This is a genomic window from Plesiomonas sp. PI-19 (assembly GCF_021368255.1).
Lineage (GTDB): Bacteria > Pseudomonadota > Gammaproteobacteria > Enterobacterales > CAMTGL01 > Plesiomonas > Plesiomonas shigelloides.
In genome coordinates, this window is the sequence record NZ_JAJNMQ010000002.1 from 156,530 (window position 1) to 170,737 (window position 14,208).

At 52.5% G+C, this 14,208-nt stretch carries 9 protein-coding genes; 6 read left to right on the plus strand and 3 right to left on the minus strand.

Translation table 11 applies throughout. The features are described 5' to 3' along the window. Window positions 1-17: 17 nt before the first annotated feature. The gene (locus LQ901_RS15650) at window positions 18-236 is read right to left on the minus strand and encodes a DUF2798 domain-containing protein (RefSeq protein ID WP_112866760.1); all 219 of its coding nucleotides are present in this window, start codon (window positions 234-236) and stop codon (window positions 18-20) included. A gap of 268 nt (window positions 237-504) precedes the next feature. Between LQ901_RS15650 and LQ901_RS15655 the strand changes: the two genes are divergently transcribed. From LQ901_RS15655 to LQ901_RS15675, 5 genes are all read left to right on the plus strand, one after another. Further along, complete coding sequence (locus LQ901_RS15655; RefSeq protein ID WP_233672423.1) at window positions 505-1,140, plus strand: pentapeptide repeat-containing protein; 636 nt, start codon at window positions 505-507, stop codon at window positions 1,138-1,140. 59 nt (window positions 1,141-1,199) lie between these two features. Further along, on the plus strand, window positions 1,200-2,351 hold the full coding sequence (locus tag LQ901_RS15660; RefSeq protein WP_010863184.1) for a sugar diacid recognition domain-containing protein: 1,152 nt from the start codon (window positions 1,200-1,202) through the stop codon (window positions 2,349-2,351). 131 nt (window positions 2,352-2,482) lie between these two features. Continuing rightward, entirely contained in the window at window positions 2,483-3,748 is a 1,266-nt protein-coding gene (locus LQ901_RS15665; protein ID WP_010863183.1) for a GntP family permease, read from the plus strand. Between the two features lie 10 nt (window positions 3,749-3,758). Beyond that, window positions 3,759-4,892, plus strand: a complete 1,134-nt coding sequence (locus LQ901_RS15670; protein WP_152129517.1) for a glycerate kinase — start codon at window positions 3,759-3,761, stop codon at window positions 4,890-4,892. A 290-nt stretch (window positions 4,893-5,182) separates the two neighbouring features. After that, on the plus strand, window positions 5,183-5,875 hold the full coding sequence (locus LQ901_RS15675; protein ID WP_152135632.1) for an aspartate/glutamate racemase family protein: 693 nt from the start codon (window positions 5,183-5,185) through the stop codon (window positions 5,873-5,875). 118 nt (window positions 5,876-5,993) lie between these two features. Here LQ901_RS15675 and putA read toward each other — a convergent pair whose 3' ends face one another. Further along, complete coding sequence (gene putA / locus LQ901_RS15680) at window positions 5,994-10,058, minus strand: trifunctional transcriptional regulator/proline dehydrogenase/L-glutamate gamma-semialdehyde dehydrogenase (RefSeq protein WP_152135569.1); 4,065 nt, start codon at window positions 10,056-10,058, stop codon at window positions 5,994-5,996. Between the two features lie 430 nt (window positions 10,059-10,488). Here putA and putP point away from each other — a divergent pair, with 430 nt between their 5' ends. Further along, a complete protein-coding gene (putP, locus tag LQ901_RS15685) occupies window positions 10,489-11,997 on the plus strand; it encodes a sodium/proline symporter PutP (RefSeq protein ID WP_152135570.1) in 1,509 nt (502 codons plus the stop codon). A gap of 73 nt (window positions 11,998-12,070) precedes the next feature. Here the strand turns inward: putP and LQ901_RS15690 are convergent, their stop codons facing one another. Continuing rightward, window positions 12,071-14,047, minus strand: coding sequence for a methyl-accepting chemotaxis protein (locus LQ901_RS15690; protein ID WP_233672424.1), 1,977 nt, complete (start codon window positions 14,045-14,047; stop codon window positions 12,071-12,073). Window positions 14,048-14,208: the final 161 nt, after the last annotated feature.

Below are 14,208 nucleotides of genomic sequence, written 5' to 3' on the forward strand. Positions count from 1 at the left end.
CAGCGGTGCCAAAACAGTTACGCCGTCACTTTCTCCGCCAGTTTAAAGCCGATATTCCCCACCACCAGTGACAAGCAAAAGGCCACCGGCCAAGCTAGCAGAAAATGTTTTGCCCAAGCGTGCAGCCACGTAAGTGAAAAACCCAGCTCAAGCAGGCTAAAAATGCCGGTCATTAAGCAAGCCATCATCAGGGAAATAAACAGCTGGGCAATAATTAGGGTGTGTTTCTTGTGCATGATCTCATCCGATTGTTGGATGGTGCACGGAAAAAGCAGACACGCGCACCATCCTCGTTAAAGGTTAGTGCCGTGGGTTTGCCGGGAGGCAACTGCATCTCGTTGGGCAACGAGGGCTGGAATAACCGTACCAGCCTTAAATCTTTTCGACGCGTCATCCTAAAAGTTCACGCCAAGTGAGTCAAGCGACGCACGGCGGGTTATCATTCTCGCTAACCGCCGTGTTATCACGAACAACCGGTCTACAACGAGCCGGCAGGAGACCGCCATGAATACCCCACAAAATCCGCAGCACACCGCGCTACATACGCAGATCCAAAACCAGCAACACTATTTTGAACAGACCTTTAGCCAGTTAAATGGGGCACAAACCACACTGCGTGATGTGGAGTTTGAAGCCTGCACTTTTAGCGAATGTGATTTCTCGGCGGCGCGCTGGCAAAATTGCCGGTTTATCAATTGTCATTTTATGCGCTGTAATCTGAGTCTGTTGGAGTTAACCGGCTCGCGGCTGTTTGGGATGACGTTTGTTGACTGCAAACTGATTGGTATTGATTGGACTAAAGCCAACTGGCCGATTTATCACCTTGATTTTGAACTCTCATTTCAGCGCTGTTTGCTGAGTGACGCCTCGTTTTTTGGTCTTACCCTGCATGAATTGCAGATGGATGAATGCCGTTTGCACGATGTGGATTTTCGCGAAGGGGATTTTCGCCAATCGGTTATGACCCACTGCGATTTTACCGCGAGCCAATTTATGCGTACTAATTTACAAGACGCCGATCTGAGTGACTCACATGACTTTGCGTTGAATGTCTTAGAAAATCAGGTCACCGGCGCCAAGTTTTCCCGCTATGAAGCCTTGGCGCTGTTGGAGTGTTTGGGTATTGAGTTAGTCGACTAAGAATCTCGCTTGGCTGAATTGCGAGTGTCAGTACGCCCGTGGGGCATGCGGAGTTTTCCATGATCTTAAACGTTGCTATTGCTCGGCAGATTGTTGAGCGCACCATGAACATTATCCACTATTCGGTCAACGTGATGGATCAGCATGGCCGAATTATCGGCTCGGGTGACCCATCGCGGCTGCAACAGCGCCATGAAGGCGCGATTTTGGTGCTCAATAACAATCGGGTAGTCGAGATTGATGAGGCAATGGCGCGCAGCCTCGAAGGGGTGAAGCCGGGGATCAACTTGCCCATCGTATTTAACCAGCAGGTGATCGGCGTGGTGGGGATCTCCGGTGAGCCGGCCTTGGTGCGCAATTACGGTGAGCTGGTCAAAATGACCGCTGAGCTTATCGTTGAGCAAGCCGCGCTGATGTCGCAGATCCAGTGGAATAAGCGCCACCGTGAAGAGTTGGTACTGCAACTGATCCAAGGCAGTGAGCTCAATGAGCAGCAGCTGATTACGATTGCCGAACGTCTGAATCTGGATCTGACCCAGCCGCGCATTGCTGCGGTGGTGAAGGTGTTGCCGCAGCCTGGTGAGTATTTCTCGCTTGAGCACTTACAGCAACTGGTGCACCTGCTGGAATACCCTGAGCGCGATAATCTGGTGGGGATCGTTTCTGTTGCCCGTAACGAAGTGGTGGTGTTAAAGCCGATTAAATTGGGGCCGGAGGGCTGGTCACGCGAAGTTGAGCAAAAACGGGTGGATAAACTGATCCGGCAGGTAGCGCGGGAAGGCAGCTTTAGTATCTGCATTGCGCTGGGCGACTATTTTCGAGGTGTATCCGGTTTGGCGCAATCCTATCAGACCGCTAAAGCGACCTTAGAGATTGGCGCACTGAACCCGGTTCCGAATCAGGTATTGTTCTATCAGGATCATATTGTGCCGGTGTTGTTGAGCGGTTTGCGTGATGATGCGTGGCGTCATCAACAACTGCTGCGCCCGCTACAGATGTTGGCGCAACAAGACCCGCGTGGGCAATTACTCAAAACACTGCGGGTATATTTTGCTCAGAATTGTGATTTAGCGCAAACCTGTGACCAGCTACATATCCACCGAAATACGCTGCGTTATCGCCTTGATAAAATTGAAAAGATAACATCGTTAAATTTCAATGAAATAGGTGATAAAACACGAATGTATCTGGCGCTTTGCGCTCCCGCATAAAATCCGCAGTTTGTGCGTTTGCACAAATTTGACCCTGATTCATCCCCCTTCATTTGTCCGCTTGCCTAAAGCTAAATCCTGTATCAGCAGGTAGAGTCGGCGCAACTTCAACACACTGACGGGAAAGGACGATGCCAGAAGTATCAACCCTTGGCGCTATCACCGCACTGGTGGTCGCCATCGCTCTCATTTTACGTAAAGTGCCGCCGGCCTACGGCATGATTATCGGTGCACTGATTGGTGGCGTGGTGGGCGGCGTCTCTTTGCCGGACACAGTGACGCTGATGATTGGTGGCGCGCAGGGCATTGTCACTGCGGTGCTGCGTATTCTGGCTGCCGGTATTCTGGCCGGAGTACTGATTGAATCCGGTGCAGCAACCTCGATTGCGGAAACCATCGTCAAGAAAGTCGGTGAGACTCGCGCACTGCTGGCACTGGCGCTGGCCACCATGATCCTGACCGCCGTCGGCGTGTTTGTGGACGTGGCCGTGATCACCGTAGCGCCGATTGCGCTGGCGATTGCTCGCCGTGCGGATATTTCCAAGATGGCAATTTTGCTGGCCATGGTCGGTGGCGGTAAGGCTGGTAACGTGATGTCACCGAACCCGAACTCGATTGCCGCAGCAGATGCGTTTAACGTGCCCCTGACATCAGTGATGGCGGCGGGCGTGATCCCAGGCCTGTGCGGTATGTTGTTGGCCTATTTCATTGCCCAGAAGCTGATCCACAAAGGCAGCAAAGTGCAGGCGCATGAAGTGGTGAATGTCGATATGAGTCGCTTACCGAGCTTTGGCGCGGCGATTGTCGCACCGCTGGTGGCGATTGTGCTGCTTTCCTTGCGTCCGATTGCCGGTATCAGCATTGATCCGCTGATTGCGCTGCCGGTCGGTGGCTTGCTGGGGGCGTTGGTGATGAAACGTTATCGTGATACCAACCACTTTGCGGTATCCGGTTTAACCCGCATGGCGCCGGTTGCGGTGATGTTACTGGGTACCGGTACGCTGGCGGGGATCATTGCCAACTCCGGTTTGAAGAATGTGCTGATTGATGCATTAACCTCTTCTGGTTTGCCATCTTACCTGTTGGCACCGGTTTCTGGCGCCATGATGTCACTGGCTACGGCGTCGACCACAGCCGGTACTGCGGTCGCCTCTAGCGTGTTTAGCCAAACCATTTTGGACTTAGGTGTACCGGCATTGGCGGGCGCGGCGATGATCCATGCGGGTGCCACCGTGTTTGACCACATGCCACACGGCAGTTTCTTCCACGCAACCGGCGGCTCTGTCCATATGGACATGAAAGAGCGTCTGGCGCTGATCCCATACGAGTCAGCGGTTGGTTTGATGATTGCGGTAGTGTCTACCTTGATTTTTGGCGTATTCGGTCTGTTTGTTTAAGAGGCTCATGATGAAAATTGTAATTGCTCCAGACTCCTACAAAGAAAGCCTGACGGCAATGGAAGTGGCGATGGCCATTGAATCTGGGTTTCGTAAAGTGTTGCCAGACGCCGATTACGTTAAATTGCCGATGGCCGATGGTGGTGAAGGTACCGTGCAATCTCTGATTGATGCTACTGGCGGTGAGATTATTCGCTGTCAGGTCACGGGGCCGTTGGGTGAGCAAGTCGATGCGTTTTACGGTTTGATGGGGGACGCACAAACTGCTGTGATTGAAATGGCAGCCGCCTCCGGCCTGCATCTGGTGACGCCGGAGCAGCGCAATCCACTGCAAACCACCACCTACGGTACCGGTGAGCTGATTTTGGCTGCCTTAGATCGCGAGGTGCGCCGCATCATCATCGGGATCGGCGGCAGTGCCACCAATGATGGTGGAATTGGCATGGCGCAAGCGCTCGGTATTCGCTTGTTGGATAAGCAAGGCAAAGAGATCGGATACGGTGGCGGAGCGCTGGCTCGTTTAGCGACGATTGATATGTCGGGTCTGGACCCCCGTTTAGCGCACACCGATATTGAAGTGGCGTGTGACGTAGATAATCCACTGTGCGGCCCGAAAGGTGCGTCGCACGTGTTCGGTCCACAAAAAGGGGCCACGCCGGAGATGGTGGCGCAACTCGACGCTAACTTAGCGCACTATGCCGATTTGATGCAGGCGCAACTGGGTTGCGATGTGAAAAATCGCGCTGGCGCCGGAGCAGCCGGTGGTCTGGGCGCAGCGCTGATGGGGCTGTTACAGGCATCTTTGCGACCGGGCATTGATATCGTGATGGATGCGGTGAATCTGCGTGATGTGGTGCGCGATGCTGATTTGGTGATCACCGGTGAAGGGCGTATCGACAGCCAGACCATTCACGGCAAAACCCCGATTGGGGTGGCGCGCGCGGCCAAGCAGTTCAACAAGCCGGTGATCGGGATTGCCGGTTGCTTGGCCAACGATTGTGATGTTGTGCACCAGCACGGTATCGATGCGGTCTTCAGTGTGGTGCCACGTTCGGTCAGTTTGGCGGAAGCCTTGCGCGATGCGGCATTCAACGTGGAGCTGACGGCGCGTAATGTTGCTGCGGTGTACGCGCTAACGCGCTAAACCGAATCGTACTCGTTAATAAACCCTGAACGGATCCGCAGATGATCCGGTCAGGGTTTTTCTTTTCCGTGCATCCTGCTGATTTTTTCTTTACCCCTGCGCCTTGCCTTGTGCTCTGTTGTATCCCTACGGTACATATAACTGCTTCTATCTCATTATAGGGTTAGCCGTAGTGCGGCTCAGGTAGCCAACATGGGCGGTTCGCGGATCACAAGAAAAGGAAGGCATGTATGCAGTATCACCAGTCAGCCGCGGTAGCGGATCTCGCCACCCACGCACAACCTGATTCGATGAAAACCATTGGGTTATTGGGCGGGATGAGTTGGGAGTCTACCCTCAGTTACTATAAAGCGATTAATGAAGGAGTACGCCAGCAGCGCGGTGGCCTCAGCTCGGCCAAAATTTGCCTGTACAGTGTCGATTTTGAGGAAATTGAAAAATTGCAGCATGCGGGCAATTGGCCGCAGACTGCGCAGATTCTCACCCATGCCGCGCAAGCGGTAGAGCGTGGCGGGGCTGATTTTCTTCTGATTTGTACCAACACCATGCACAAAGTGGCGCCGCAAATTGAAGCTGCGCTGTCTATCCCACTGTTACACATTGCCGATGCCACCGCTGAGCAACTGGTGGCCGATGGCATTACTAAGGTTGGGCTGCTGGGTACGCGCTTTACCATGGAGCAAGATTTCTATGTTTCCCGCCTGACGGATAAATACGGTCTGGACGTGGTAGTGCCGGATGCGCCCGATCGGCAGCAAGTGCACGACATCATTTATCATGAGTTGTGCCAAGGAATTGTGAAATCATCATCGCGTCAGCGTTATTTGGCGATCATTGAGCGCCTGCAAACCGAAGGCGCACAAGCGGTGATCCTCGGTTGCACCGAAATTGCCTTACTGGTGCGCCAACAAGATACGGACGTGAAGCTGTATGACACCACTCAATTGCATGCCGAAAAAGCCGTGGAGTGGGCGCTGGCGTAAACTTGCATAACTTATATAAAAAAACGCCCCGCTATCGTTCACGCAAGATAGCGGGGCGTTTGTTGCCAATGAAGTTATCGGTTATCTAATTTTAACCGATTACCCCAATACACGTGCGTTAACCGATGGTCATCAAACTCGCATTACCTCCGGCGGCGGCGGTGTTGATGCTGAGTGAACGCTCAACCCACAATCTTTCCAGCAGCAAGTTGGTTTCCCCACGTGCAAAGCCCTGCACGGAAATGATCGCGCCAGTGCGCTCGGCAATGCGGGCACACCAAGTGCGTAATTGATCGGAGTCACCGTGGAAAATCACCGCATCGAAGCGTTGGCTATCGAGTTGCTCAGGACTGGTTAAATCGATGACGGTACTCACCGCCGGGGGCAGTTTGCCGCGCAGCTCGCGTTGCAATGGATTATCTAACCACAAGGCGCGGCAGCCACACGCGGTGATGGCCGCCAGCTGGATCAGCGCATCCTCTTCATTGTCGGCGATACACAATACCCGCTCGCGCGCCAGCAAACTGTAGGTGTTACGTTCACCGGTTGGGCCGGTCAGCACGCGACGGCTACCGGTTTGCGCCAAGGTACGATATTGGCCACAAAGTGTGTGCAGTGCTGGGCGCGCTTGAGCCCATACAGTTAGCGCGGCATGCGCTTCTTGTTGCGATGTTAGCGCTTCAGGGGCTTGCGACGGGTCGCTTTGTTGCGCGTCCAATCGGCTCAATGTTGTCAACACTGCGTTGGCCGGACGGCTGGCGAGCAGGCGATACAGATAGAGCGGGCCGCCTGCTTTCGGGCCGGTGCCGGACAATCCTTCACCGCCAAACGGTTGTACCCCCACTACCGCCCCGACCATATTGCGGTTGACGTACATATTGCCTGCTTGCACGGTGGCGGTAACGCGCGCAATGGTCTCATCAATCCGGGTATGCACGCCGAAGGTCAACCCATAACCGGCGGCATTGATGTCGCGGATCAAATGGTCTAGCGTCTCACGGCGATAGCGCACCACATGCAGCACTGGACCAAATACTTCCCGTTGCAGCTCGCTGGCGCTGTCCAGTTCAATCAAGGTCGGCAAAACAAAGGTGCCTTGGGCGCGATCTTGCAGGTCTTGTTGTGCCTCACGAGCGGCTTGGAACACCGAGTGTCCTTGCGCTCGCAGCGTCTGGATATGCTGCTCAATGCCATTTTTCGCCTCGGCATCGATCACGGGCCCGATATCGGTACACAGCCGTTCCGGATTACCCACGCGGTATTCAGCCATCGCGCCCCGCAACATGGTCAGGGTGTGCTCGGCGATCTCTTCTTGCAGGCAGAGCAGGCGCAGCGCTGAGCAGCGTTGACCGGCGCTGTCGAAGGCGGAGGCCATCACATCGCTCACCACCTGCTCAGTTAGGGCCGAGGAGTCGACAATCATGGCGTTCATCCCGCCGGTTTCGGCGATCAGCGGCAGTGGGCGACCTTGTGGATCAAGGCGTCCTGCCAAGGCGCGCTGTAGCAAGCTGGCCACTTCGGTTGAGCCGGTAAACATCACGCCGCGAATACGCTCATCGGCCACCAGCGCTGCGCCAACGCTCTCGCCACGCCCAGGTAACAGTTGGACGACGCCACGTGGAACACCTGCATCCAGCAATAACTGAACGCCCGCAGCGGCAATCAATGGCGTCTGTTCGGCTGGCTTGGCTAGCACGGTATTGCCTGCCGCCAGTGCTGCCGCGATTTGGCCGGTGAAAATGGCTAATGGGAAGTTCCACGGGCTGATACACACCACCGGCCCCAGTGGGCGATGGGTTTCATTATCAAAATCATCGCGCACTTGCGCCGCGTAGTAGCGCAGGAAATCCACCGCTTCGCGCACTTCGGCGATAGCATTGCTGAAAGTCTTACCGGCTTCACGCACCAACAGCCCGAGCAGCGGTTGCATCCGCTCTTCCATCAATTGTGCAGTGCGCTCTAACAGTGCAGCGCGCTCTTGTGGCGGGGTGGCATACCAGATTGGCGCTTGCGACACGGCGCAATCAAGAGCGAGAGACACCTCCTTAGGGCTGGCTTCGCGGGTATGACCCACAATATCTGCTGGATTGGCAGGATTCAGCACTGGCTGTAACGCCGAAGTCGCTACATCATCGAGCGTGTTATGTGGATTTTCATTAGCCACGTCTTTATCTGTGGCGCCGATAAGCGGTAAGCCTAACCATAGCTGCGCTGCGCTCGATAGCAGGGCGGCGGACAGTGAGGCTAACCGCTGCTCATTGGCCAAATCTAACCCGGCTGAATTGAGGCGTTGGCCTTGCGTTGTGTTGATGTGTGTTGGGCTAATAGTTGCATACAGATCGCGTGGCAACGGAATTTTCGGATGTGGCAGACCAGGGCGCCCTTCTTTTTCCGCTAACTGTTCGGCGCTGGCCACCGGATCGGCTACCAACTCATCGAGCGGCAGTGAGGTGTCGGCAATGCGATTAACAAACGAGGTGTTAGCTCCGTTTTCCAGCAAGCGCCGCACCAGATACGCGAGCAGGGTTTCATGGGTGCCCACCGGCGCATAAATACGGCACGGACGATTTAATTTACCGTCGGCCACTTGGCCGACCACTTGCTCATACAACGGCTCGCCCATGCCGTGCAAGCACTGGAATTCGTACTGGCCGGGATAGTAGTTGTGCCCAGCCAGATGATAAATGGCCGCCAGAGTATGGGCATTGTGGGTAGCGAATTGCGGGTAAATCAGGTTAGGCACCGCCAGCAGTTTGCGGGCACAGGCCAGATAGGAGATATCGGTGTAGATCTTGCGGGTGTACACCGGATAGCCTTCCAGCCCATCAGTTTGTGCGCGTTTGATTTCGCTGTCCCAATAGGCACCTTTGACCAGACGGATCATCAAGCGCCGACGGCTGCGACTCGCCAGATCGGTTAAGAAATCAATCACCTGTGGACAACGCTTTTGATAGGCTTGGATCACAAAGCCGATGCCATTCCAACCTGCTAGCTCTGGCTCAAAGCAGAGTTTCTCCAGCAAATCGAGGGAAATCTCCAGCCGATCGGCTTCTTCGGCATCAATATTAATACCGATATCATAACGGCGCGCGAGTAAGGTCAGATCGCGCAGGCGCGGATAGAGTTCTTGCATCACACGATCATATTGCGCGCGGCTGTAGCGCGGGTGCAGGGCAGACAACTTGATTGAAATCCCTGGACCTTCATAAATACCGCGTCCATTAGAGGCTTTGCCGATACTGTGGATGGCTTGCTGGTACGACTGCAAATAACGGTCGGCATCCGCGCCGGTCAGCGCCGCTTCGCCGAGCATATCGTAGGAGTAGCGAAAGCCTTTTTCTTCTAATTTGCGCGCATTGGCCAGTGCTTCGGCGATAGTTTCACCGGTGACAAATTGCTCGCCCATCAGGCGCATCGCCATGTCCACACCTTTACGGATCAGTGGCTCACCGCTTTTGCTGATCATTTTGCTGAGCGCGCTAGAGAGGTGCGCTTCATTATGCGTAGAGACCAAGCGCCCAGTCAGCAGCAAACCCCACGTCGCGGCATTCACAAACAGTGAGGGACTATGACCAATGTGCGATTGCCAGTTGCCGTTACTGATTTTGTCGCGGATCAGCGCATCGCGCGTGGCTTTATCTGGAATACGCAGCAGCGCTTCCGCCAGACACATCAGCGCGACTCCTTCTTGTGATGAGAGCGAGAACTCTTGCAGCAGGCTTTGCACCATACCCGCACGGCCAGAGGCCGTTTTTTGATTGCGCAGCTTTTCTGCCAGTTGATAGGCCAGCTGGTGGATTTGCGCCGATTGCGTTTGCGGCAGGCGAGCTTGCTCCAAGAGCATCGGTACGGCATCGGTTTCACTGCGGCGCCAAGCCGACGTGATCGCGGCCCGATTGACCGATTGCGGGAGTACCTGTTCGGCAAAATCTAAAAACGGTTGCACCGGCTCAAGGGGCGTTGCGGCGTTTTGTCCTGCGTTAAGTGAGGCGTTATCCAGCTCATCGACGGCGTCACCGGCACCCAGTTCGGGGAGTTCTGCAAGGTTTTCCACCCGCTCCAGATAGGTAAAAATGGCTTGTTTAATCAGCCAGTGCGGGGTGCGATTTAATTTGCCGGCGGCACTTTTTAAGCGCTCGCGGGTCGCTTCGTCCAGCTTTACCCCCATCGTGGTGGTTCCCATCGTTTCACTCCTTGGTCGTCATGTTCTGTTGCGAGGCCTGTGTGGTAAGCCTGCTGAAGGTTACGCAGCAATATCCAGTATGTTGCAACTTTGTGCAACCGTAAGAAGTGTGACCTTCCCAGCAAGCCTGAAAAATGAATGAAATGTTAAAACAGATTGCGAGGGGTAGGAGTGTTGTCGAATGATGCAAGAAATAACCGTTATCGAGTTAACAAATTTCACGGGTGCAACCGATAAAAATGTGATCCAGTGCAACCAATTGATACGCGAGTGACTCAGCCGGCTGAAAATGGTTGTGAATAATGTGTTAAGTTGCGTGCGGTGAAAAAAACACCACAGGCAGGTTCTTTCGCCAGCTAACAATTTAATAATGGCGCTGCTTCGCTAAGCTGATTTGCAGCCTGCGAGGCTCACTCAGGAGAGCGTTTTCATGACCATAAGTACACCCATGCTGGTGACGTTCCTCGTCTACATTTTCGGCATGATCTTGATCGGTTTTATTGCGTGGCGTTCCACCAAAAACTTTGATGACTACATTCTGGGCGGTCGTCGTCTCGGCAGTTTGGTTACCGCATTGTCAGCCGGAGCTTCAGATATGTCTGGCTGGTTACTGATGGGGTTACCGGGAGCGGTATTTCTCTCTGGCGTATCAGAAAGTTGGATTGCTATCGGGCTGGTGATCGGCGCGTGGATAAACTGGAAATTGGTGGCCGGTCGCTTACGCGTGCATACCGAAATCAATAACAATGCGCTGACCTTACCGGATTACTTCACTAGCCGCTTTGAAGATAACAGCCGCGTACTGCGGATCATCTCTGCCGTAGTGATTTTGCTGTTTTTCACCATCTACTGTGCCTCAGGGATCGTGGCTGGCGCCCGATTGTTCGAAAGCACCTTTGGCATGAGTTATGAAACCGCGCTGTGGGCTGGGGCGGCCGCGACCATTTTGTATACCTTTGTCGGTGGTTTTCTTGCGGTGTCGTGGACCGATACTGTGCAGGCCAGCTTGATGATTTTTGCCCTGATCCTGACGCCGGTGATGGTGATTGCCGCGGTCGGTGGGCTGGAAGACTCACTGCTGGTGATCCAGCAAAAGAGCATGGAGAATCTCGACATGCTCAAGGGGCTGAATCTGGTCGCCATCATCTCATTAATGGGCTGGGGACTGGGTTATTTTGGCCAACCGCATATTCTGGCGCGTTTTATGGCGGCCGATTCGCACTACACCATTGTTAATGCCCGCCGAATTTCGATGACGTGGATGATCCTGTGCTTAGGCGGCGCGGTGGCAGTCGGCTTCTTCGGTATTGCTTATTTTGCCAATCATCCAGATCAAGCCGCGGCGGTGGATCAAAACAGTGAGCGCGTCTTTATGGTGTTGGCGCAATTACTGTTTAACCCGTGGATTGCCGGAATACTGTTGTCCGCCATTTTAGCCGCTGTGATGTCGACCTTAAGTTGCCAGTTGTTGGTGTGCTCCAGTGCGCTGACCGAAGATTTCTACAAAGCCTTCTTGCGTAAAAATGCCAGTCAACAAGAGCTTGTGTGGGTAGGGCGCTTGATGGTGCTGGCCGTGGCGTTACTGGCCATTGCGCTGGCTTATAACCCGCAAAACCGCGTGCTTGGTCTGGTGAGTTACGCCTGGGCTGGATTTGGCGCCGCGTTCGGGCCGGTGGTGTTGTTCTCGGTACTTTGGTCACGGATGACCCGTAATGGTGCGCTGGCCGGTATGCTGATTGGTGCCTTCACCGTAATTATCTGGAAGCAGTTTGCGTGGCTGAACCTGTATGAAATCATTCCTGGATTTATTTTGGCGAGCATCGGGATTGTATTGGTGAGTGTATTGGACAAAGCGCCATCACGCGCAATCCAAGAACGTTTTGCCAAAGCGGATGCAGAGTTCCATACCGCCCCGCCGGCTAAATTGCAGGTGGATTAAGTGGATAGCATGAGTTAATCATTCAGCAGCCTCTTAATATCAGATGTGAGAGGCTGCTGTCTTGTTAGTGGATTTAATTTAGTGATACGAGGGTATTGTTCAATTTAAAATTAGCCAGTGAGTGGGTTAACTCTTGTGCAAGTGCTTCAAGTTCAGCGATATTTTGCTGCAAGGTGATCGCATGCTCACTATGTGCTTCGTACACTTCACGAATCGTTATCATGTTGCTTTGAATATCATCGGTAACACAGCGTTGTTGCTCTGTGGCACTGGCCACTTGTGCCGTCATGTCATTGACTTTCCGAACGTCATTCACAATATCAGTCAATTCAGTGCCTGCTCGTTGTGCTTCTGTAACACTGAGAGTTGCTTGCTGGCTACCCGATTGCATGGCAACTACCGCTTGGCGAGCGCCTTGCTGTAAACGAGAGAGCATTTGTTCGATATCGTCAGCCGCTTGTTGAGTACGGCCAGCTAAAGAGCGTACTTCGTCGGCGACAACTGCAAAACCACGTCCAGTATCACCCGCACGGGCTGCTTCAATCGCGGCATTGAGCGCCAGTAAATTGGTGCGATCAGAAATCTGTTTGATTAAATTCAGCGCTTCTACAGCAGATTCAGTGTCTTGATGCAGGTTATTGACAAGCAAACAGCTTTGCTCAAGTGTCTCAGCAACTTTTTCAATAGCCACAATAGTTTGATCAACTTCTTTATCGCCTTGATGGGCGCGATTAATTGCTTGCTGAGTCGCTTGTGCGGTTTGCGTTGCGTTTCGTGCAATTTCAGCGATCGTTGCGGCCATTTCCGTCGCTGCAGTGGCTACTTGACCCACTTGATCAACGCCTCGAACCAAACCTTCATTAACGTCGGCGATAACGGCATTGGAATGACTGGCGCTGTGTGTCAACACACTGCAAGACTGGCGGACTTTGAGTAGTAATCCTTCCAAATGTTGTAAAAAATGATTGAGATCTTTAGCGATGGAGCCAAGTTCATCGCCGGATTGCCAGTTGACTCGGATCGTTAAATCATTGTCATTAACCAAGCGAGATAATGTCTGGTGTAGGGCTAAGAACCCTTGATGGATATCCCGTAATACTCGAACACTGACCAAGATTGTGATTAATATACAGGCCAATACAGTGAATGTGCCGAACCAAAAATTACGTAAACTTTGGTTTTGCATCAGCTCAACTTGCTGGAATATTTGCTCAAATAGCTGGTCTTCGCCTTGTTTGAGTAATTCAATTTTTTCGGTGCTGAGTGCAAACCATTTTTCAGGATTAACGTTGAAGTTGCCTGTCGACATCTGTTTTAGCGCGAGCTGCTCATATTGTTCGACTTCTTTCATGACTGGCTGATTCAATATGCGGTTAAGTAATGCTTGCTGTGCTGGAGTAGCAACCGCACTAAATCGTTCTAAGTAACTGTGTTGCGCTGAGAGCAGCGACATAAATTGTTGTAAGGTTGCTGGCGTAAATTGGTTTTGCGCAAAAACATTACTTAGAGTTGCACGCTCTAATCCCATTCGTTCTTTGTTTTGTAGAAAAGCGGCATATGCATTAGTTTGTAATGCAATTTCTGCATTTTGGCTGTGCAGACTGATCTCATCGACAACCTTTAGCAAGGCAGCGATTAAATCTGTGTAGAAAGAAACTTGTTGTGTAGTACTTATTTTTAGTTGACTAACCTGTTCTCGAATTGCGGGTAATTGCTTTATCTTTTGCGATATTTGTGCATGTGCGACATTTGAACGTTGAGATTGGAATCGGTTTAGTGCGGCATCAACCGCTTGTCGTTGCTGCGGTAAGGCATCAGAAAAGTTCTTACCGGAAGAACCCAGAAAACCAGCGGACATGCCACGTTCTTTCTGTAATTCATGGACAACCTGAGCACTGCTTTGCAATACGGTGAGCTGCTGTAGGGCTTGCTGCATTTTTCGTTCAGCCACACATTTGTCATATATATAGTGGCCAGAGAAAAATATAAGGGCGAATAATGGCAACGTGATTGCCAATAACATCTTCCTTGCTAGTCCTAAGTTTTTCATTTTCGCTCCTACGTCCAAAGATTTATATTTTCATCTATTGATAATTACTCGGTATGTGTGAATGGTGGCTGCCATTTATGTGATCTCACATCATAGAGTGCATTTTTATATTTAATGGTAATTTTTTATAACACTAACGTAGTTAAATTTCGAACATTTGT